The following is a 19622-nucleotide window of genomic DNA, read 5'->3' as shown; positions in this document are numbered from 1 at the left end:
GAAGACCCTCCTAGCGGTTACACGGACAGGACACGCACGTCGGCGGTCGCCGTGGCCAGTACTTTCCCGTCCGGGTCGACGAGTTCGGCGGCCGCCCGGGAGCGCCCCTGCTCGGGCGCGGGGGCCGACCCCACACAGCGCAGCTCCTGCTGCCCGGGGCTCACCGGGTGCAGGAAACTGACGCACAGTTCCGCGGTGACGGCGTACGAACCGGCCGGCAGATGGGTCTGGACGGCGTACCCGCACACGGCGTCCGCCACGGACGCGATCAGTCCACCGTGCACGTTCCCGCTGTGGGTCCCGTGCCACTCCCTGGGCCGCACACCGACGGTCACCGACCCCCGGTCGACCTCGACGACCCGGTAGTCCAGGGTGGACTCCAGCGGGGCCGCCGTGAGTGAACCCTCCTTCAGCCGACGCATCAACTGGAGCCCGTCCAGGGCCAGGAGGGTCGGAATCTGAGTGGACGGGTCGTGGAAGAAGTACGTCCTACGGCTCGGCGCCGTCTCGTCGCGCGTGCTCATGAGTCTTTCTCTCCCCTCGGCCCGGCGTCCGGCTTGCCTGCTTGCTCGGGTATTCGTAGAAGCCCTTGCGGGACTTTCGCCCCAGAAGACCTTGGGAAACCATGCGAGAGAGGGTCACCGGCGGCTCGAAGACAGCCTCCCCTGTTCTCCCGTACGCGTATTCGAAGCTCGCGAGCGCCACATCCAGCCCCACGGCGTCGAGCGATTTGAGCGGCCCTGTCGCATGCCCGAACCCCAGCTCACAGATCGCGTCGATATCGGCCGCGCTCACGGCTCCGGATTCGTGGAGGCGAATCGCCTCGGCCGCGAGAACACCGAACAGGCGGTTCACGACGGGGCCGGATACGTCGTCCTTGACGATCAGGCAGCGCTTCCCCCACTCCTCGAAACGCACACGGACGCGGGACACCGTTTCCTCGCTGGTCGCGGTTCCGGTGAGGACTTCGACCAACGGGCGGATCGGAGCCGGGTAGATGAAGTGCGTACCAAGGAAGTCCTGCGGCCTTCGGGTCGCCTCCGCGAGCGCGTCGATCGGGATGGACGACGTATTGGTGGACAGGATCGTGTTCTCGTCGCAGACGCGGTCGAGCTGCGCGAGGACCTCCTTCTTCACGGAGAGGTCTTCGGCCACGCTCTCGATGACCAGGTCGGCCGCAGCCAGCTCACGCACATCGGTGACCGGCTGGATCCGCGAGACCGCGTCGTGTGCGGAAGCCTCGTCGATCCAGCCCTTCTCGACGGCTCGGCCCAGATCCCTTCCGCACTTGTCGACGCAGGATCGAAGTGTCGTCTCCCTCCGACTCCAGACGAGAACGGGGGACCCGGCGAGCGCGGCCGTCAGAGCGATCCCCCCGCCCATCACCCCGGCGCCCGCGACTCCAGTCACATTGCCCATGCCGTCATGCCTCCCCGGCTTTTCCCGGGCCGCGCCTCGGACGGGCCGGAATGGCCCGAACGGCGCAGTACCGGGCGACCCGGGCCCGGGGCAGGGGGCAGGGGCCGAGTGCAGGTCATAGGCGGAGCGAATGGAGAAGAGGTCGCCGTGCCCGCCTGGGTCTCCGGTACGCCCCGACTCGGCCGCCTGGTGGGCCTGCTCCTCGGTCGGCGACCGTCCTCGTCCTGACCCGCCGGACAGGCCCTAGCTCGCGCGGGGGTCGACCATCTGGAGGGTGAGCGTGTCCGAGGGCTCGGCGAGGCCGGGGCCGCCCGCCGCGGCCCAGGTGAGTATCCCGTCGAGCGACTCGTCGTCCGTGACGAAGCCGACCCAGGCGGCCCGGCCGCCCCGTCTGCGCCCCTCGGACGAGGGCTGGACCACGACGATGTTGGCCTGGCCGCACGGGCCGAGGCAGTCGCTCGTGCGCACCGCGAACCGGCCGCGTGAGGCCGCCGCCGCGGAGCGCATCCGCTCCAGCTGCCAGGCGTGGTCGATGCCGGGGTTCTTGCGCGCGTCGCCGCAGCAGCAGCCCCGGCACACGACGAGCGTGCAGGGGCGGCGGGCGGCGGCACCGATGGAGACGACGGGACTCATGTCGTGATCATCTCAGGTACGCGAGGCCGGGGTGCACGCCCCGGTAGCCGTCCACCAGGCGCCGCGCGACGGTCACGGAGTCGACGAGCGGGTGCAGCGCGAACGCCTTTACGGCGGTGGCCGCCGAGCCGCTGTCCGCCGCTTCGAGCACCTCGCGCTCGACGGCCTTGACCGCGCACACCAGGCCGGTGGCGTGGCCGGGCAGCGGGGTCACCGCCATGGGGTGGGCGCCGTTGGCGTCGACGGAGCAGGGCACCTCGATCACGGCGTCCGCGTCCAGCGCGGAGAGGGTCGTCCCGTTGCGGACGTTGAGGATCAGCGTCGACCGCTCGTCGCGTGCGATGGCGCGCATCAGCGCGAGGGCGACCTTCTCGTACCCGCCGGACTCCAGGTCCTCCTCGGCCCGCTCCCCCACGCCCGCCGCTTCCCTGTTCTCCGCCATGTACGCCGCCTCGCGCTCGGCGAGGGTGTCGGTCCAGGCCTTGAGGGCGGGGGTGCCGGGGTGGCGCATGTCGGCGTAGAAGCGGGCCTGTTGGTGGTGGAGGAAGGCGCCGCGGGTCCGCTCGGCCTGCTGATAGGCGCGCACGGTGTCGCGGTTGAAGTAGTAGTAGTGCAGGTATTCGTTGGGGATCACGCCGAGCGACTGGAGCCAGTCGGGGCCGAACAGTCTGCCCTGCTCGAAGGAGACGAGGAGTTCGGGCTCGGCGAGCAGCCGCGGCAGTTCGTCGCGGCCCGCGACGTGCAGGCCGCGCAGCCAGCCCAGGTGGTTGAGGCCCACGTAGTCGAAGAACGCCTCGTCGGGGTCGGCGCCGAGCACCTGCGCGACCCTGCGGCCGAGGCCCACGGGCGAGTCGCAGATGCCGATGACGCGGTCGCCCAGGTGACGGGACATGGCTTCGGTGACGAGACCCGCGGGGTTGGTGAAGTTGATGACCCAGGCATCGGGGGCGAGCCGGGCGACGCGGCGCGCGATGTCCACGGCGACGGGCACGGTGCGCAGCCCGTACGCGATGCCGCCCGCGCCGACCGTCTCCTGTCCGAGTACGCCTTCGGCAAGGGCGACACGTTCGTCGGCGGCACGCCCCTCCAGGCCGCCGACGCGGATGGCGGAGAACACGAAGTCGGCGCCGCGCAGCGCCTCGTCGAGGTCGGTGGTGGCGGTCACGGAGGGCGCGTCCGGGATGCCGGCGGCCTGGTCGGCGAGGACGCGGGCGATGGCGTCGAGCCGGGCCGCGTCCAGGTCGTGCAGCACGACATCGGTGACGCGGCCCTCGGCGCGGTCGCCGAGGAGAGCGCCGTAGACAAGCGGCACACGGAACCCGCCGCCGCCGAGAATTGCCAGCTTCACGTCTGAACCGCCTTCTGTCGGACCGTTATCACCGGTGCTCACGTTACGTACGATGACGCGGCAGCGTTCCGACCCCCCACGGAGGTAGCGCCCCGATGACCCTTTGGAAGGCATCGACCGCCCTGCTCGGCACCGTCTCCCTGGCGGTGATGACGGGCGGCGCCGCCTCGGCAGCGCCCGCCTCGCCCGGCGGCTGGCAGGAGTCCGGCACGTCGTACGTCAACTCCCTCACCGGCAGCCAGGGCCTGGCGAGCCGCGCCGACGGCAGCCTCCTCTACCGGGGGCTCGGCTCGATACCCCTCGATCTGCGTGCCAAGGGCTGGGGGCACATAGGCGACCCGGACATCGCGAACGGCCACACCTTCGACGCCTACCAGGGCGGCGACAGCGCGCGGTCGAAGATGTTCGCGGTCACGACGCCGGCCGGGAAGCGCTACCTGTACGAGCACGGGCTCGACGCGGGCGAGAAGCTCAACAACTCCTTCGCGGCCGTCTCGCCCGACGCGCGGTGGCTGGTCTCCGGCGAGTGGGGCGACCAGCACCGCCTCCAGGTGTTCCCCGCCCCGCTCCTCAACTCCTCGACCCCGCCCACCGGCGGGGCGCTCCCCCAGGCCGGGCAGATCACGCTCGACAGGCCGGTACGCGACATCCAGGGCTGCGACTTCGTCTCCGCCACGCGCCTGGTGTGTGCCTCCAATGACGCGTCCAAGGAGCTGTTCCCCGAGGACCGCCCGGTCCTCCAGGTCGACCTGGAGCGCCCGCTCGACGGGCAGCCGGTGACCGGCCGTGTCACGAGCCTCTTCGCGGCGCCGCAGCGCAGCATCTGCTCCGGCACGTTCGAGACGGAGGGCGTCGACTACGACACCGCGCGCCGCACCCTGCGCGTCGAGGTGGTGCCGCCCGCACCGTGCCTGGTGACGACGGCGGTGTACGCGTACAGGCCGACGTCGGGCTGAGTCCGCCTGGCGGACAGGACGTGTGGGGCGCCGCGGGGCAGGGGAAGGTCGTGATCATGACACAGCACGACCAGCAGGTGACCGCCGCCGACCCCGCCCCCGAGCCGCGCCCGATACGGCAGTTGCTGGCCGCGTCGGTCGGCAACGCCGTGGAGTGGTACGACTGGTACGCGTACACCTTCCTCGCCACATACATCGCCGATCAGGTCTTCCCCAAGGGATCCGACAACTCCCTCGTCCCGCTGCTCTCCACGTTCGCCGTCTTCGCGGTGGGCTTCTTCATGCGGCCCGTCGGCGGACTGCTGATGGGCGCGGTCGCCGACCGGCAGGGCAGGCGGGCGGCGCTGACCGTCACGATCCTGCTGATGGGCGGCAGCAGCCTGCTGGTCGGCCTGACCCCGACCTACGCGGCCGTGGGACTGCTCTCGCCGGTCGTGCTCGTGCTGGCCCGGCTGCTCCAAGGGCTCTCCGTGGGCGGGGAGTTCGCCGCGTCGACGACGTTCCTCGTCGAGTCGGCGGGCCCCGGGCGGCGCGGCCTCTTCTCCAGTTTCCAGTACGTCTCCACCAGCATCGGCCAGCTCGCGGCGTCCGGCGTCGCCGCCCTCCTCGTCGCCACGCTCTCCGACGGGCAGATGGACGGCTGGGGCTGGCGGCTGCCCTTCTTCATCGGGGCGGCGCTGAGCCTGGTCGGCTTCTGGATCAGGCAGGGGGCGCACGAGACGCACCGGGCGCACGCCGAGGAGGGCGACCGGCCGGGCCTCTTCGACGCGCTGCGGCACCACCCCCGCCAGTCCCTGCTGATCTGCGGCATCACGGCGGGCGGCACCCTCGCCTACTACACCTGGACGTCGTACCTGCCCACGTACGCCGAGCTGAACACGGACATCAGCAAGGGACAGGCGCTCCTCGCCGGCACGATATCCCTCGCCTTCTTCGCCGTGCTCCAGCCGGTGGGCGGGCTGCTCTCCGACCGGGTCGGGCGCAGGCCGCTGCTGCTCTTCTTCGGCGTCGGCTTCGCCGTCCTGAGCGTGCCGCTGCTCAAGTCGCTCTCCGGCTCGTTCGGTTCGCTGCTGCTCGTGCAGTGCGCGGGCATGGTGCTGCTCACCGGCTTCACGTCGATCTCGGCGGCCGTGAACGCCGAGGTGTTCCCCGCGCGGGTGCGGGCCGCCGGAATCGGCTTCCCGTACTCGCTGACCGTCGCGGTGTTCGGCGGCACGGCCCCGTACATGGGCACCCTGTTCAAGGAGATCGGCTCCCCCGGGCTCTTCCCCGTGTACGTGGCCGTGCTGTGCGTCGTGTCCTCGGTGGTCTACTTGCGGCTGCCGGAAACGGCGCGCGAGCCGCTGGAACGGTGAGTTCTGTGGCTGCGGGTTCGTCGTGGCTGAGCGCGCAGTTCCCCGCGCCCCTAGGGCACCTTCGGTACCTCGGCGATCGAACGGCCCGCCCAGTCCGGGGCCTGTTCCGTCAGAGCTGTCAGGCGCTCGCGGATCTCGTCCGGGAACGGGGTCGCCCGGCCCGCGTTCTGGTCGACGTGGAGGGCGAGCAGCTCCGTGGTGGCCACGGGGGTGGCGTCCGGGGCGGGCTCAGCGCCCTCGGCCCCGACCACGTACATCTCGTGCGTGAACCGCGCCTTCTTGGCGTCCGCGCCCAGTATCCGCGTGCGGACGGCGAGCTGGGAGCCCTCGGAGACATCGTCGAGGTACCGCACGTGGGCCTCGACCGTGTAGAGGGAGCAGCCGGTGGACTCGCGGTAGCCGGCGTGCAGGCCCGTCTCGATCATCATGGCGTCGGTGGCGTAGCCGAAGACGAGGACGTAGAAGGCCTCGCTCATGTGGCCGTTGTAGTCGATCCACTCGGGGCGCACCGTCCGGTGGCACAGGGGCAGGGGCTCGGTCACTTGGTGCCTCCGGGGAGCCGGCCCGTGGCGCGCAGGACGTCGATGACGCCCTGGTCCCGCTCGGCGACGAGGTCCGCGATGGTGCGGCCGTTCGCCTCCTCTTCGCACCCGGCGACCACGGCGTCGTACAGCTTCTTGTCGAGTTCGGGTGCTTCGAGGCGCGTCCACGGCGACTTCAGGGACGGGCCGAAGTGGTCGAGCATGTGGGCCATGCCGCCCTCGCCGCCCGCGAGCGCGAAGGTGAGCATGGGGCCCATGAACGCCCAGCGCAGGCCGGGGCCTTCGGTGATGGAGTCGTCGATCTCCTGGACGGTGGCCTCTCCGTTGGCGACCATGTGCAGCGCCTCGCGCCACAGGGCTTCCTGGAGGCGGTTGGCGATGAAGCCGGGCACCTCGCTCTTCATCGTGATGACGGACTTGCCCGCGATCTCGTAGAACCGGGACGCCCAGGCCACGGCGGCGGCGTCGGTCCGCTCGCCGCCGACGACCTCGACGAGGGGGATCAGGTACGGCGGATTGAAGGGGTGTCCGACGACGAGGCGGCCCGGTGTGGCGGCCTCGGTCTGCATGTCGGTCATCGGGTAGCCGGAGGTGGAGGAGGCGATGACGACGCCGGCGGGGGCGGCGGCGTCCACCTTCGCGAGGAGCTCGCGCTTGAGCTCCAGCTTCTCGGGGGCGCTCTCCTGCACGAACTGGGCGTCGGCGACGGCCTCTTCGAGGGTCGCCGCGACGGTCAGGCGGTCCTGCGAGGCGCCCTCCGCGAGGCCGAGCTGGGTCAGCGCGGGCCAGGCGGCCTCGACCAGGCGGCGCAGCCGCTGCTCGGCGTCGGGCGCGGGGTCCCAGGCGGTGACGTCGTAACCGCGGGCCAGGAAGTGGGCGACCCAGCCGCCGCCGATGACGCCGGCGCCTATGCAGGCGACGCGGCGGACGTTCTCGGGGGTGGTGTTGCTCATGGTGATGGTGTCCTCTGCGGGGGGCGGGGTCAGGACCGGGGCTTGAGGCCGAGCTTCTGGCGGGCCTCATCGGGCGTCGCCACCCGCGAGCCGAGGTTCTCGGTGATCTGGACGGCGCGCTCCACGAGCTGTGCGTTGCTCACCTTGTTGCCCTTGCCGAGGTAGAGGTTGTCCTCCAGGCCGACGCGGACCTGCCCGCCGAGCAGGATGGACTGGGCGACCCACGGCATCTGCATGCGGCCGAGCGCGAAGCTCGCCCACTGGGCGCCTTCGGGAAGCATGTTGACCATGGACTGGAGGACGCCGGGGTCGGCGGGGGCGCCCCACGGGATGCCCATGCAGAGCTGGAAGACGGTGGGGTTGTCCAGCAGTCCCTCGGCGAGGAGCTGCTTGGCGAACCACAGCTGGCCGGTGTCGAAGATCTCCAGCTCGGGGCGGACGCCGAGCTCCTGGATGCGCTTGGCGCCCTGGCGGAGCATGTCCGGCGTGGAGATGTAGAGGTTGTCGCCGAAGTTGAGGGAGCCGCAGTCCAGGGTGCAGATGTCGGGCAGCAGGTCCTCGACGTGCGGGAGGCGCTCCAGGCCGCCGACGAGGTCGGTGCCGGGCAGTTCACCGAGGTCCTTCAGCGGCTGGACGGGGTCGATGACGAGGTCGCCGCCCATGCCCGCCGTCAGGTTGATGACGACGTCGGTGCCGGTCTCCTTGATGCGCTCGACGACCTCGCGGTACAAGCGCGGGTCGCGGGAGGGGTCGCCGCTCTCGGGGTCGCGGACGTGGATGTGCACGACGGCGGCGCCCGCCTCGGCGGCCTCGACCGCTGAGGTGGCTATCTGCTCGGGCGTGACGGGCACGTGCGGGCTCTTGCGCACGGTGTCGCCCGCGCCGGTCAGGGCGCAGGTGATGATCACGTTGTCGTTCACGGGCATGCTGGACTCTCCCTCGGGGGTGGGGTGTTGCGTACGGGTCGGACGTGCGGTCAGCGCGCGGTCAGTGTGGCGTCGACGTAGGCGACGAGGGACTCGTGCATGTCGTCAGGGCTCGTGCCGGGGCTGTCGGGCGCCGCGGCGAGAACCTGTGTGGCCAGACCGTCGATCAGCGCGGTCAGCCGCAGCGCGGCGGCCTCGGGGTCGGCGGGGCGGAAGACGCCTTCGGCGATGCCGCGGCGGATGACGTCGGCGACGGTGGTGCGCCACTGCCGGTAGTAGTCGGCGTGCAGGCGGCCCACGGCGGTGGAGCGGGCGGCCTCCGCCCACAGGTCGAGCCAGACGCTCCACTGCCAGCGCTGCTGCGGGGTGCGGGGGATCTGCAGCTCGATGAGCTGGCGGAGTTCGTCGGCGGTGTCCGCGGCGTCCGCGATCCGGGCGGCCCGGCGCGCGGTGTCCTCGTCCATGCACCAGCGCACGGCGGCTTCGAGGAGGTCGTCGCGGCCGGGGAAGTGGTAGTGGATGGCGGCGGTGCTTGCGTCGCAGGCCGCCGCGATGTCCTGCACGCGTACGGCGTGGAAGCCGCGCTCCGCGATGAGGCGGACGGTCTCGCGGACGATCTGCAGGGGGCGGCCGCCCTCGGGCGCCACGGCGCGCTCGCGCCGGGCGGCGGGCTCCGCGGGCCGGGCGGCGCCGAGCAGCCAGCCCGCGTCGACCCCGCCGGTGTCCGCGATGCGGGCGAGCTCCGCGGCCGTGAAGCGCCGGGTGCCGCCCAGCGAGCGGGAGAGCTTGGAGGGGTCCATGACGATACGGCGGGCGAATTCGCGCTGGGTCACTCCGGCATCGGCGATCACCTTGCGGACGCGGTCCGCCACCTCGGGGTCGTGCTGCATGGTCGGCGACCCTACCCGCGTGTTGCGGTGAACGCAACGCGTACGCCGACTCGCGGTCACCTCACTCCCGCCACTCACCAGGAATTGAGGAGATCCTGGGCAGGAATTGCGGTTCTGACTGACGCATCAGTCATTAACTCTTCCGGCTGCGTCACGGGGCCTCGGTAGGCTGCTCCGATGGAACGTCGTCAGCGCGCCGCGGGCGCCCTCGTCGGGTCGGCCGTGGGGGACGCGCTCGGCGCGCCCTTCGAGTTCGGGGCGGAGGGCGCGTTCTCCGCGCGCTTTCCGGTGGCCGGGGACGACCGCGCCCGCGACATGTGCGGGGGCGGCGGCTGGGATCCCGGGGAGGCCACGGACGACACCCAGATGGCCGTGCACGTCGCCGACTCGCTGCTGGAGCGGGGCGGGCTCGATCTGCCGGACATCTTCGCCCGCTTCCAGCGGTGGGCCGCCGACGACCCCAAGGACATCGGGCTGCAGACCGAGGACGTCCTCACCAACGGAAGGCCCTGGGACCTCGCCGCGCAGGCCCACTTCCAGGTCAACCTCCGGGCGGCGGGCAACGGTTCGCTGATGCGGGCCACCACATCCGCCGTGTACTTCGCCCCCGCCGGGCAGGCCGCCACCCTGGACGCGGCCCGCCGCATCGCCGCCCTCACGCACGGCGACCGGGCCGCCTGGGAGGGCACCGCCGTCTTCCACGAGCTGCTGCGCGTGGCCCTCGCCGGGGGCGATCCGCTCGCCGCGCTCCCCGACACGCTCGCCCTCGTCCACCCGGACCACCGCGACCGCTATGCCGTGGTCCTCTCCCCCACCTGGCATCCGGACGACGCCACCGAGTTCAACGGCGCGGTCTGGCCGTGCCTCGGCTCGGCGCTGTGGGCGCTGCGTACGACGGCGTCGTTCGAGGGTGCCCTGCGTGCCGCCGTCGACCTGGGCGGCGACACGGACACCGTCGCCGCCGTCACCGGTGGGCTGGCGGGCGCCTGTTACGGTCTCGGCGCGATCCCCGCCCGCTGGACGGCGCCCCTCCACGTACCGCTGCCCGGGGCTGCCGAGACCGGCCGGGTGCTGCGCCTCGCGGACCTCGTCGAACTCGCCGAGCGGCTCGACACGGGGAACCGGCCGGCCATGTGAGGCACTCTTCCTTCTGTGTCGCACGCATCTTCGTTTCCCCCACAGCGCCAGCCGCTGCCCGCATCCGGCCACATGGTCGTGTGCGGCGGCGACAACGTCCTGGCCCACCGCCTCGCCGCCGAACTCCGCGGTGTCTACGGCGAACAGGTCGTCCTCGTCGTGCCGCCCGCGGGCCGAGGTGAGCCGAACCGGCCGACGGGGCGGGCCCGGACGACGGCACTGATCGGACGTATCACCGCCGCCGTCACGCGCACCACGGGCAATGGAAACGGCTCCGCCCACGCGAACGGCGGCACGCACGGCAGCGCGCACGGAGGTGCGGGCAACGGATACGGGGAAGGCGGCGGTCCGGCGGAGCTGCCGCGGACCCTGGAGGCCACCGACCTCACCGACGACGTCCTGGCCGACGCGGGCATCCCGCAGGCCGCCGCGCTCGCGCTCATGCACGACGACGACGAGACCAACATCCGCACAGCGCTCGCGGCCCGCAGGCTCAACCCCCGGCTGCGCCTGGTGATCCGGCTGTACAACCGCAAGCTCGGGCAGCACGTGGAGGAGCTGCTCGACCAGGCGGCCGCCGTGGCGGGCCTCGCCACCACCGACGCCAGCGTCACCGTCCTGTCCGACGCGGACACCGCGGCCCCGGCCCTCGCGGCCACCGCGGTCGCCGGCACCACCAAGGTCGTGCACGCCGACGGGCTGCTCCTGCGCGCGGTGGAGCGGACCCCGCCGGCGCCCGGCGAGGTGGCGCCGCGCGGCCTTGCCACCCTCGCGCTGCTCTCGGCGACCGCCAACGACCCGGCGGGAGCGGAGGGTTCGGACGACGCGGGCGCCGGCGCGGGGCCCCGGCTGCTGCCGGACGACGACGCCGTCGCCGCCGCTCCCGGGCGGGGCGCGCTGGTCCTGGAGACCGTCTCTTACTCGGGTTCCACGCCACCGCCCGGCTTTCTCGCGGGGCGCGGCGTGCCGCTGCGCGAGCTGTTCTCGCGGCGGCTGCGCTGGTCGGTGGCCGGGTTCGCGGCGGCCGTCGTCGGCATGGCCATCGCGTCGATCGTCACCACCGAGAACACCACCCCGCTGCACGCCACGTATCTGACGCTCCTGGACCTCTTCTCGATCAACGACCCGGCGACCGACGGGCCGATGAGCCGGCAGATGCTCCAGCTCCTCGCCGGCCTGGTCGGACTGCTGCTCCTGCCGATCCTGTTCGCCGCCGTCCTGGAGGCGCTCGGCACGTTCCGCACCGCGTCGTCGCTGCGCCGCCCGCCGCGCGGCCTCTCGGGCCACGTCGTCCTGCTGGGCCTCGGCAAGATCGGCACACGGGTCCTCGCCCGGCTGCGCGAGCTGGACATCCCGGTGGTCTGCGTGGAGGCCGACCCGGAGGCGCGCGGCATCTCCCTGGCCCGGCGCCTGCGCGTGCCGACCGTGATCGGGGACGTGACGGAGGAGGGCGTCCTGGAGGCGGCCAAGGTGCACCGCGCGCACGCCCTGCTCGCGCTGACCAGCGCGGACACCATCAACCTCGAAGCGGCCCTGTACGCACGGTCGGTGAAGCCCGATCTGCGGGTGGCGCTGCGGCTGTACGACGACGAGTTCGCGACCGCCGTCTACCGCACCCTGCGCGCCGCGCACCCCGGCGCCCTCACCCGGAGCCGCAGCGTGTCCGCGCTCGCCGCGCCCGCGTTCGCCGGGGCGATGATGGGCCGGCAGATCCTGGGCGCGCTGCCCGTCGAGCGTTCGGTGCTGCTCTTCGCGGCGCTCGACGTGTCGCTCCAGCCGCAGCTGACGGGCCGCAGGATCGCCGAGGTGTTCCGGCCGGGGGCGTGGCGCGTCGTCGCCCTGGAGCGCGCGTCCGGCCAGGGGCCCCGTCTGTCGTCGGGCCTGGAGTGGGAGCTCGACCCGGAGTACGAACTGCGCCCCGAGGACCGCGTCGTGCTGGCCGCGACCCGGCAGGGCCTGGCCGAGCTCCTCGCCCGCAGACCGCTGCCCGCACAGCCCTGACGGGACCGCGCCCAGCCGTGCCGGGCCCGCCCGTCACTCCTCGGCGGGCGGCACCGGCAGAATCTGCCGCAGATGAGGGTCGGGGTGGAAGTCCCTGCGCCACTCCCGCGGGTAGCCGACGGACGCCTCGATGTGCGGCACCCCGTCGTGCACGGTGGTGCGCGGGATGTGCAGGTGGCCGTAGACGACGGCGGCCGCCTCGTACTTCACGTGCCAGTCGGCGGTGCGCTCCGTGCCGCACCACAGGGCGAACTCGGGGTAGCGCAGGATCCGCAGGGGTTCCCGGATGAGCGGCCAGTGGTTGATGAGGATGGTGGGCATACCCGCGGGCCGCTCGGCGAGCCGCTCCTCGGTGTGCTTGACGCGCGCGCGGGACCAGTCGTCGCGGGTCGCGTACGGGTCGGGGTGCAGGAAGTACTCGTCGGTGCAGACGACGCCCGCCTCGTGGGCGACCTTCAGCGCCTCTTCCTTGTCGTGGGTGCCCTCGGGCCGGAAGGTGTAGTCGTAGAGCAGGAAGAGCGGGGCGACCAGGACCGGGCCGCCCGGGCCGCGCCACACGGGGTAGGGGTCCTCGGGGGTGACGACCCCCAACTCGCGGCAGAGCGCGACCAGATGCTGGTACCGCTCCTCGCCGCGGAGCTGGACCGGGTCGTCCTTCGGCGTCCACAGTTCGTGGTTGCCCGGCGACCACACCACCTTGGCGAAGCGGCCGGCTAGCGTGCGCAGCGCCCACTCGATGTCGGCCATGCGCTCGGCGACGTCACCGGCGACGATCAGCCAGTCCTCGTCCGTGCGGGGCCGGATGGTCTCGACGTACTTCCTGTTCTCCGCGTAGGCCACGTGCAGGTCGCTGATCGCGAGCAGGTTCGGAGTCTTTTCGGATGCCATCACTGTGTGAGGCTAACCGAGCCGACGGGGTTCCTCGCCGGCCCCACCGTCCCCCGACAGCTGTCGCCGATCGCGGCGGGGAGGGGGTGTTGCGTCGGTCCAGCCGACGGAGGAGGGTGGGGGTGCGGCTCATTTCCCCAGACCTCCTTCCGGAGAGCGGGTGTCGACCGCGTGCCGGGATGTAGCCCCCGCGACATTGGATTTCGTGGGCCTCGGTTACCACCCACCTCTCCCGGCCGGCGGGCCACGGCCCGTGGAACGGATCTCGATGAGCTCCCCCAACGGTGACACCGTCCATGTCTCCGGCGTGCTCGACCTGCTGCTGGACACCGAAACCCTGGACGACCTCCTGCACGGCCTCGCGGAAACGGCGATGACCCATGCGCCCGAGGCGCAGGGCTGCGGCATCACGCTGCAACGCCAGGGCCGCCTGCTGACCGTGTCCAACGCGGGCACCTGCGCGCCGGCCATGGACGAGAGGCAGTACGGCCTGGACGACGGGCCGTGCTTACAGGCGCTGCGCACGGGCAAGGAAGTCCACGTCAGCGACATGATGGAGGAACAGCGCTGGGGAAGCTTCCCGGCGCACGCGGTGGCCTCGGGCACCCGCTCCTCCCTGTCGTTCCCCATCGCCCCGCGCAGCCACACCGCCGGCGCCCTGAACCTGTACTCGCCCATCCCGCACGGCTTCGACACCGCCGACCTCGCCGCACTGCGGGCCCTCGCCTCCCAGGCCACCGGAGCCATCGTGCTGGCCCAGCGCATGTCCCGCTCCCGGCAGTTCACCGAGGACGTGCAGCAGGCGCTGCGCTACCGGGGTGTGATCGACCAGGCCGTCGGCATCATCATGGCCCAGCAACGCTGCCCCAGCCGTGCGGCGTTCGCGATCCTGCGTGCCGCCTCCGAGAACCGCAACGTCAAGCTCCGCACCCTGTGCATCGACCTGATCACGCGGCTCACCGGGCAGCCGCCCCACGATCCACCCGAACTGCGACCGCCTCCCCTCGACCAGGACTGACCACCCCGGCATCCGGCCCGCCACCGGGAAAAGGGCACGTCAAAGCGGGTTCCGATCAACGGCACGGTCCCGGTATCCTCCCGAATGGAGTTGGGATGAAGCTCCGTGACCGCACCGGCATCCGCTCCAGCCTGCCCCTGTTTTCTCGGTTACAGCGCTGTCCGGATGCCCGGAGCCTGCTGGAGCTGCATCGCCGACAACGCGGCTCCAGCCCGGTCCTCCCGGTGGGGAAACCTCCCGCATCCCCCCAGGGAGGCCATGGCGCGAGGAGCTGACGAGGGGGAGCCTCGCTCCTCACGCCTCGGCGGCCGTCGCCACCCGGATGGGCGGCGGCCGCCCCCGACGAGCCGCCCGAAGCGGCCCGTACCCCCACGCTACGCCGCTCCGGCCCGTCCGCCTGCCATCCGGCAGAACAATCACCGCACACCTGGTGCGGCCCCCGGCCCGCGTCGTCGGGGATTCGTGAACGCGCTTTCAGTGGTGCTCGCCGTCCCCCCGCTGAATCGCGAGGTACTCCTCCGGTGTCGCCTTCGGGACCTGCGCCTTGGGGCCGTACATCGCACGGGCGAGGCGGGCGCGGAGACGGTCGGACGCACGCACCTTGCGGGACACTCCGTTGGCGTCGACCGTCGGGCCGATCCGGTAGGGCACGGGCTGCTCGTGGGCGGTCAGCCGGAACAGCTCGGCCTGCGTCAGCGGTTCGTGGATCTCGACGTACTCGCCGTGCGGGAGGCGTTTGATGGTGCCGGTCTCCCTGCCGTGCAGCACCTTCTCGTGGTCCCTGCGCTGCAGCCCGAGGCAGATCCGGTGGGTGACGACGAAGGCGAGGGCGGGCACGACGAAGGAGCCGATCCGCACGAACCAGGTGAGCGCGTTGATGGAGAGGTGGAAGTGGGTGGCCCAGATGTCGTTGCCGCCGCCGATCATCAGCACGCCGAACAGGGAGAGCCAGGCGACGCCGAGACCGGTGCGCACCGGCGCGTTGCGCGGCCGGTCCGCGATGTGGTGCTCCCTCTTGTCGCCCTTGATCCACGCCTCGATGAACGGATAGACGCCGATCGCCAGGAGGATGAGCGGGAAGAGCGAGAAGGGGATGAAGACGCCCAGGTTGAGCGTGTGGCCCCAGGCGTTGATCTCCCAGGCGGGCATCACCCGGATCAGCCCCTCGGAGAAGCCGAGGTACCAGTCGGGTTGGGCGCCCGTGGAGACCAGGTCGGGCCGGTAGGGGCCGATCGCCCAGACCGGGTTGATGGAGGCGACCGCGCCCATGATCGCGAGCACGCCGAAGACGAGGAAGAAGAAGCCGCCCGCCTTGGCGATGTAGACGGGCAGGAACGGCGCGCCGACGACGTTCTTCTCGGTCCTGCCGGGCCCGGCGAACTGGGTGTGCTTGTGGTAGAAGACCAGGATCAGGTGGGCGACGACGAGCCCCAGCATGATGCCCGGGAGCAGCAGCACGTGGATCGGGTAGAACCGCGGAATGATGTCCTCCCCCGGGAACTCCCCGCCGAACAGAAAGAAGGAGAGGTACGTCCCGACGACGGGGACGGAGAGGATGGCGCCCTGCATGAAGCGGATGCCGGTGCCGGAGAGCATGTCGTCGGGGAGCGAGTAGCCGGTCAGGCCGGTGAGGATGCCGAGGAACAACAGGGTCCAGCCGAACAGCCAGTTGAGCTCGCGCGGCTTGCGGAACGCCCCGGTGAAGAACACCCGCATCATGTGCACGAGCATCCCGGCGACGAAGACGAGCGCGGCCCAGTGGTGGATCTGCCGGATCAGCAGGCCGCCGCGCACCTCCATGCTGAGGTCCACCGTGGATTCGTACGCCCGGGACACCATGATCCCCTTGAGCGGCACATACGGCCCGTCGTAGACGACCTCGGACATGCTCGGGTCGAAGAAGAGGGTCAGATAGGTGCCGGTGAGGATCAGGATGATGAAGCTGTAGAGGCAGATCTCCCCGAACATGAACGACCAGTGGTCGGGAAAGATCTTGCGCATCTGGCTCTTGGCCAGGGTGTGGATGCCGAGCCGCCCGTCCGCCCAGTCGGCGACCCGCTCCCCCTTGGTGAGCCGTACAGGTTGTGCATTGGTCCCGGTGCGCTCGATGCGTCCGCTCATGCGACTCCCTTTCAGGCGGTTCCAGGGTAGGTCGCTTGTATGACGGATCCAACAGTCGCGGCTGTGACATGTCGGCCCGGCGGTGGTGTCCACCGGTCGACACAGGGGGGCAAGATCGGACAGAAGTTACTTTTAGGTATGGCGTGACTTCCCATGCGGCCAGCAGTAGAACTCGTTGCGATTCGGCCAAACGTGAGGAAGGTCACATGAGCACTACACCCAAGCACAACACGCCATCTGATGGGGTGTCACGTCGAAGATTCCTTGCAGGAACAGGTTCTATTCTTGGCGGCGTCGCGCTCGCGGGCCACGCCGCGCCGGCCCGCGCGCTCGACGCCGCCCGCGTTCCCGCCCTGGTGATCGGCAGCGGGTACGGCGGCTCCGTCGCCGCGCTGCGGCTCGCCGAGGCGGGCGTCGACGTGCACATGGTCGAGATGGGCATGGCCTGGGACACCCCGGGCTCCGACGGCAAGATATTCGCCAACACCACGAGCCCGGACGTCCGTTCCTACTGGCTGCGCACCAGGACCAAGCAGCCCCTGAGCAACTTCCTCGGCTTCCCGCTCGACAAGGACGTCCCGCGCCACACCGGGATCCTGGACGCCGAGGAGTTCGGCGGCATCACCGTCTACCAGGGCCGCGGTGTCGGCGGCGGCTCGCTGGTCAACGGCGGCATGGCGGTCACGCCCCGGCGCGAGCACTTCGCCGCCGTCCTGCCCACGGTCGACGCGGGCGAGATGTACGGCACGTACTACCCGCGTGCCAACGCCGCCCTCGGCGTGAGCACCATCGACCCCGACTGGTTCGAGACGGCCGAGTGCTACCAGTACGCCAGGGTCGGCCGCAAGCACGCGCAGCGCTCCGGCTTCGGGTTCGTCTTCGTGCCCGACGTCTACGACTGGGACTACATGAAGAAGGAGGCCGCGGGCACCGTCCCCAAGTCAGCGCTCGCGGGCGAGATCCTCTACGGCAACAACCACGGCAAGAAGTCCCTGCGGCAGACCTACCTGGCCCGCGCCGAGGCGACCGGGCGGGTCACCGTCTCCCCGCTGCACAAGGTCACCTCGGTCGCCCCGGCGGCCGGCGGCGGCTACACCGTCACCATCGACCGGATCAACACCAGCGGTGACACCACGGCCACCACGTCCGTCACCGCCGACCGGGTCTTCTTCGCCGCCGGCAGCGTCGGCACCAGCAAGCTTCTGGTCAAGCTGAGGGCCACGGGTGCCCTGCCCCGCCTCAACGGCGAGGTCGGCAAGGGCTGGGGCGACAACGGAAACGTCATGTGCGGCCGCGCCAACCACATGTGGGACGCGACCGGAAAGCTCCAGTCCTCCATCCCCACGGCCGGCATCGACAACTGGGCCGCGGGCGGCGCCTTCGCCGAGGTCGCGCCGCTGCCCACCGGCATCGAGACGTACGCCTCGTTCTACCTGTCGATCACCAAGAACCCGCACCGCGCCGAGTTCACCTGGAACGCCGCCGCGAACCGGGCCGAACTGAACTGGCAGACCGCCTGGAAGCAGCCGTCGATCGACGCGGCCAGGACCATCTTCGACAGGATCAACGCCAAGGAGGGCACGATCTACCGCACCGACCTCTTCGGCACGTACAAGATCTGGGGCGACCACCTCACGTACCACCCGCTCGGCGGCGCGGTGCTCGGCAGGGCCACCGACAACTACGGGCGCCTGCACGGCCATCCGGGGCTCTACGTCATCGACGGCGCACTGATTCCCGGCAACACCAGCGTCAACCCGTTCGTCACGATCACCGCGCTCGCCGAGCGGAACATCGAGAAGATCATCGAGACCGACCTGTGAGCGAACCCCCAAAGGGTCATCAGGGCTTGGGCAGCACGCACACCGTGTCGAGGCCGAGCACGTGATTGAGCCGGCCGAAGGCGAGCCACGCCCCGATGCTCATGCTCAGCTCCACGATCTCGGCCTGGCTGTAGTGCGCGGTCATCCGCGCCCAGAACGCGTCGTCGAGGTGGTGGTGGTCCAGGGCGTACCGTTCGGCGTACTCCGCGGCCAGCCTCGTGCGGTCGTCGAAGGCATCGGTGGTGCGCCACTGGGTCACCGCGTCGGCGAAGCCGTCCTCGACCTTCTGCCCGTCGCGCTCGGTGCGCCAGTCCAGGCAGAACAGACAGCCGTTGATCTGGGCGATGCGCAGGCGCGCGGCCTCGAACTCCCGTAGCCCCAGGGTGGTGTGGGCGTACACGGCGAGGGAGAAGTTCGACGCGGCCGGCCCGATACCGGGCACCATGTCGCCCCACACGTAAGGGATCGCGTCCTGGCCCTCGGGGATGTCGATGCGCAGGGGTCCGCTCACGGGTCACTTCCTTCCCAGTCGGCCGGCTGCCGGGCGCAGCGGGACGTCGAGCGCGTCGTAGAGGCCCGGTTCGGCGTTCACGAGCCAGTCGATGGCGTTCACCAGGCGGCCCACCGCCGTGGCGTTGCCGCCCGCCGAACGGTTCTCGTCCTCGTCGGTGGCCTCGACCGTGACCTCGACGCGCGGCCGGCCCTCGACGATCACGCGGTGGGCGCCGTCGCCCCCGTCGGGCGGGGCCGGCCAGTCCGGCGCGCAGGACGGGTGGATGCGGGTGACGTGCTCGATGACGATGCGCGGTTCGCCCTCGACGATGCCCCGCACCTCGAAGCGCACGGCTCCCTGAGTGCCCGCAGCGAACTCCCCCATCGTCCGCGTACGCACTGCCTCGTCGAGCGGTCGGCGCTCCAACGTCTCACGTATCTCGTCGAGTTGTACGTCCAGTGCTCTGGCCATCAGCCTGATCTGTCCGCCCCACACCATGGTCGGGACCGAGGGCGCGAGCATCGGCGGCTCGTACTCCATCGGATGCCCCATGCCGATCAGGTGGCGGACCGAGTCCTCCTGGTCGTACGTCGCGTAGTCGAAGATCTCCTGGCAGCGGATCGCGTCGACGGTGGAACCGAGGCCGCTGACCAGCAGTGGCAGGACGTCGTTGGCCCAGCCGGGGTCGACGCCGGAGACGAAGAGCGAGCCGCCGCCCTCCGCGACGGCCGCGAGCACCGGATCCCTGAACTCCGCCGGTGCGCCGAGCCGGTCGTAGAGCGCGTACAGCGCGGGCGTGACGACGACGGCACCGGCCCGCACCGCTCTGACGACATCGGCGAGCGCCTCGTCGGGGCGCAGATCGCCGGAGGCCGCGTACACCACGGCACGCGGCCGGGCGGCGAGGACCGCCTCCACATCGTCCGTGGCCCGCACACCCAACACCCGTTTGAGCCCTGCCAGTTCGCCCGCGTCGCGGCCCACCTTCGCGGGGCTGTGCACGAGCACCGCCGCGAGCGTCAGCTCAGGGTGGGCCTCGACGGCGCGGACGGCCGCACGGCCGACGTTGCCGGGGCCCCAGACCACCGTGGGAATCATGCGCGGAGGGTAGCGAGGGGC

Annotated in this window: 18 protein-coding genes; 6 read left to right on the top strand and 12 right to left on the bottom strand. The window is 71.3% G+C overall.

The annotated features are described in order from the left end of the window. Positions 1-17 precede the first annotated feature (17 nt). The 4 genes from ACZ7LU_RS05075 to ACZ7LU_RS05060 form a co-directional block, all read right to left on the bottom strand. Positions 18-524 (bottom strand): PaaI family thioesterase, encoded by a 507-nt coding sequence (locus ACZ7LU_RS05075; RefSeq protein ID WP_468557748.1) that lies wholly within the window; start codon positions 522-524, stop codon positions 18-20. Then, positions 490-1419 (bottom strand): 3-hydroxyacyl-CoA dehydrogenase family protein, encoded by a 930-nt coding sequence (locus ACZ7LU_RS05070; protein WP_471111351.1) that lies wholly within the window; start codon positions 1417-1419, stop codon positions 490-492. The genes ACZ7LU_RS05075 and ACZ7LU_RS05070 overlap by 35 nt, the downstream gene beginning before the upstream one ends. A gap of 243 nt (positions 1420-1662) precedes the next feature. Next, on the bottom strand, positions 1663-2052 hold the full coding sequence (locus tag ACZ7LU_RS05065; protein WP_471150678.1) for a (2Fe-2S) ferredoxin domain-containing protein: 390 nt from the start codon (positions 2050-2052) through the stop codon (positions 1663-1665). Positions 2053-2059: 7 nt separating this feature from the next. Further along, positions 2060-3400, bottom strand: coding sequence for a 6-phospho-beta-glucosidase (locus ACZ7LU_RS05060; protein WP_470982269.1), 1341 nt, complete (start codon positions 3398-3400; stop codon positions 2060-2062). Between the two features lie 95 nt (positions 3401-3495). On the opposite strand from ACZ7LU_RS05060, the gene ACZ7LU_RS05055 reads away from it, so the two are divergent. Beyond that, positions 3496-4356 carry a hypothetical protein gene (locus tag ACZ7LU_RS05055; RefSeq protein ID WP_471915732.1) on the top strand — a complete coding sequence of 287 codons (861 nt, stop codon included), beginning with the start codon at positions 3496-3498 and terminating at the stop codon, positions 4354-4356. A 56-nt stretch (positions 4357-4412) separates the two neighbouring features. Next, positions 4413-5711 carry an MFS transporter gene (locus ACZ7LU_RS05050; protein ID WP_470982271.1) on the top strand — a complete coding sequence of 433 codons (1299 nt, stop codon included), beginning with the start codon at positions 4413-4415 and terminating at the stop codon, positions 5709-5711. 50 nt (positions 5712-5761) lie between these two features. Here ACZ7LU_RS05050 and ACZ7LU_RS05045 read toward each other — a convergent pair whose 3' ends face one another. The 4 genes from ACZ7LU_RS05045 to ACZ7LU_RS05030 are packed head-to-tail and all read right to left on the bottom strand — an operon-like array spanning position 5762 to position 9022. After that, entirely contained in the window at positions 5762-6253 is a 492-nt protein-coding gene (locus ACZ7LU_RS05045; protein ID WP_468712448.1) for a thioesterase family protein, read from the bottom strand. Beyond that, entirely contained in the window at positions 6250-7206 is a 957-nt protein-coding gene (locus ACZ7LU_RS05040; RefSeq protein WP_471915731.1) for a 3-hydroxyacyl-CoA dehydrogenase NAD-binding domain-containing protein, read from the bottom strand. The genes ACZ7LU_RS05045 and ACZ7LU_RS05040 overlap by 4 nt, the downstream gene beginning before the upstream one ends. 29 nt (positions 7207-7235) lie before the next feature. Continuing rightward, positions 7236-8132 carry a beta-keto acid cleavage family enzyme gene (locus tag ACZ7LU_RS05035; RefSeq protein ID WP_468086123.1) on the bottom strand — a complete coding sequence of 299 codons (897 nt, stop codon included), beginning with the start codon at positions 8130-8132 and terminating at the stop codon, positions 7236-7238. 50 nt (positions 8133-8182) lie between these two features. Then, complete coding sequence (locus tag ACZ7LU_RS05030; protein WP_468086125.1) at positions 8183-9022, bottom strand: TetR/AcrR family transcriptional regulator; 840 nt, start codon at positions 9020-9022, stop codon at positions 8183-8185. Between the two features lie 177 nt (positions 9023-9199). Here ACZ7LU_RS05030 and ACZ7LU_RS05025 point away from each other — a divergent pair, with 177 nt between their 5' ends. Then, positions 9200-10159 carry an ADP-ribosylglycohydrolase family protein gene (locus ACZ7LU_RS05025; RefSeq protein WP_471915730.1) on the top strand — a complete coding sequence of 320 codons (960 nt, stop codon included), beginning with the start codon at positions 9200-9202 and terminating at the stop codon, positions 10157-10159. A 72-nt stretch (positions 10160-10231) separates the two neighbouring features. Then, positions 10232-12160, top strand: coding sequence for a potassium channel family protein (locus ACZ7LU_RS05020; RefSeq protein WP_471916480.1), 1929 nt, complete (start codon positions 10232-10234; stop codon positions 12158-12160). Positions 12161-12193: 33 nt separating this feature from the next. On the opposite strand, the gene ACZ7LU_RS05015 is transcribed toward ACZ7LU_RS05020, so the two are convergent. Continuing rightward, positions 12194-13048: a metallophosphoesterase family protein gene (locus ACZ7LU_RS05015; protein WP_468302776.1), complete on the bottom strand. Its 855-nt coding sequence runs from the start codon at positions 13046-13048 to the stop codon at positions 12194-12196. Between the two features lie 268 nt (positions 13049-13316). On the opposite strand from ACZ7LU_RS05015, the gene ACZ7LU_RS05010 reads away from it, so the two are divergent. After that, positions 13317-14066, top strand: a complete 750-nt coding sequence (locus ACZ7LU_RS05010) for a GAF and ANTAR domain-containing protein (RefSeq protein ID WP_398299447.1) — start codon at positions 13317-13319, stop codon at positions 14064-14066. Positions 14067-14540: 474 nt separating this feature from the next. Here ACZ7LU_RS05010 and qcrB read toward each other — a convergent pair whose 3' ends face one another. Continuing rightward, entirely contained in the window at positions 14541-16187 is a 1647-nt protein-coding gene (gene qcrB, locus ACZ7LU_RS05005) for a cytochrome bc1 complex cytochrome b subunit (protein WP_471915729.1), read from the bottom strand. Positions 16188-16393: 206 nt separating this feature from the next. Between qcrB and ACZ7LU_RS05000 the strand changes: the two genes are divergently transcribed. Beyond that, complete coding sequence (locus ACZ7LU_RS05000) at positions 16394-18010, top strand: GMC oxidoreductase (RefSeq protein ID WP_471915728.1); 1617 nt, start codon at positions 16394-16396, stop codon at positions 18008-18010. Positions 18011-18029: 19 nt separating this feature from the next. Here the strand turns inward: ACZ7LU_RS05000 and ACZ7LU_RS04995 are convergent, their stop codons facing one another. Beyond that, positions 18030-18455: a carboxymuconolactone decarboxylase family protein gene (locus ACZ7LU_RS04995; RefSeq protein WP_398299989.1), complete on the bottom strand. Its 426-nt coding sequence runs from the start codon at positions 18453-18455 to the stop codon at positions 18030-18032. 69 nt (positions 18456-18524) lie between these two features. Beyond that, positions 18525-19601 carry an NAD(P)H-dependent amine dehydrogenase family protein gene (locus ACZ7LU_RS04990; protein ID WP_471915727.1) on the bottom strand — a complete coding sequence of 359 codons (1077 nt, stop codon included), beginning with the start codon at positions 19599-19601 and terminating at the stop codon, positions 18525-18527. Positions 19602-19622: the final 21 nt, after the last annotated feature.

It is taken from the genome of Streptomyces sp. NPDC039462, assembly GCF_055639375.1.
This window is presented reverse-complemented; position numbering and strand designations above follow the sequence as displayed.

Bases quoted from the DNA above. Each gene is read 5' to 3' on its own strand.
- ACZ7LU_RS05075 (WP_468557748.1), bottom strand. From the start codon at position 524: ATGAGCACGCGCGACGAGACGGCGCCGAGCCGTAGGACGTACTTCTTC.
- ACZ7LU_RS05070 (WP_471111351.1), bottom strand. From the start codon at position 1,419: ATGGGCAATGTGACTGGAGTCGCGGGCGCCGGGGTGATGGGCGGGGGG.
- ACZ7LU_RS05065 (WP_471150678.1), bottom strand. From the start codon at position 2,052: ATGAGTCCCGTCGTCTCCATCGGTGCCGCCGCCCGCCGCCCCTGCACG.
- ACZ7LU_RS05055 (WP_471915732.1), top strand. From the start codon at position 3,496: ATGACCCTTTGGAAGGCATCGACCGCCCTGCTCGGCACCGTCTCCCTG.
- ACZ7LU_RS05050 (WP_470982271.1), top strand. From the start codon at position 4,413: ATGACACAGCACGACCAGCAGGTGACCGCCGCCGACCCCGCCCCCGAG.
- ACZ7LU_RS05040 (WP_471915731.1), bottom strand. From the start codon at position 7,206: ATGAGCAACACCACCCCCGAGAACGTCCGCCGCGTCGCCTGCATAGGC.
- ACZ7LU_RS05035 (WP_468086123.1), bottom strand. From the start codon at position 8,132: ATGCCCGTGAACGACAACGTGATCATCACCTGCGCCCTGACCGGCGCG.
- ACZ7LU_RS05030 (WP_468086125.1), bottom strand. From the start codon at position 9,022: ATGCAGCACGACCCCGAGGTGGCGGACCGCGTCCGCAAGGTGATCGCC.
- ACZ7LU_RS05025 (WP_471915730.1), top strand. From the start codon at position 9,200: ATGGAACGTCGTCAGCGCGCCGCGGGCGCCCTCGTCGGGTCGGCCGTG.
- ACZ7LU_RS05020 (WP_471916480.1), top strand. From the start codon at position 10,232: ATGGTCGTGTGCGGCGGCGACAACGTCCTGGCCCACCGCCTCGCCGCC.
- ACZ7LU_RS05015 (WP_468302776.1), bottom strand. From the start codon at position 13,048: ATGGCATCCGAAAAGACTCCGAACCTGCTCGCGATCAGCGACCTGCAC.
- ACZ7LU_RS05010 (WP_398299447.1), top strand. From the start codon at position 13,317: ATGAGCTCCCCCAACGGTGACACCGTCCATGTCTCCGGCGTGCTCGAC.
- qcrB (WP_471915729.1), bottom strand. From the start codon at position 16,187: ATGAGCGGACGCATCGAGCGCACCGGGACCAATGCACAACCTGTACGG.
- ACZ7LU_RS05000 (WP_471915728.1), top strand. From the start codon at position 16,394: ATGAGCACTACACCCAAGCACAACACGCCATCTGATGGGGTGTCACGT.
- ACZ7LU_RS04995 (WP_398299989.1), bottom strand. From the start codon at position 18,455: ATGGTGCCCGGTATCGGGCCGGCCGCGTCGAACTTCTCCCTCGCCGTG.
- ACZ7LU_RS04990 (WP_471915727.1), bottom strand. From the start codon at position 19,601: ATGATTCCCACGGTGGTCTGGGGCCCCGGCAACGTCGGCCGTGCGGCC.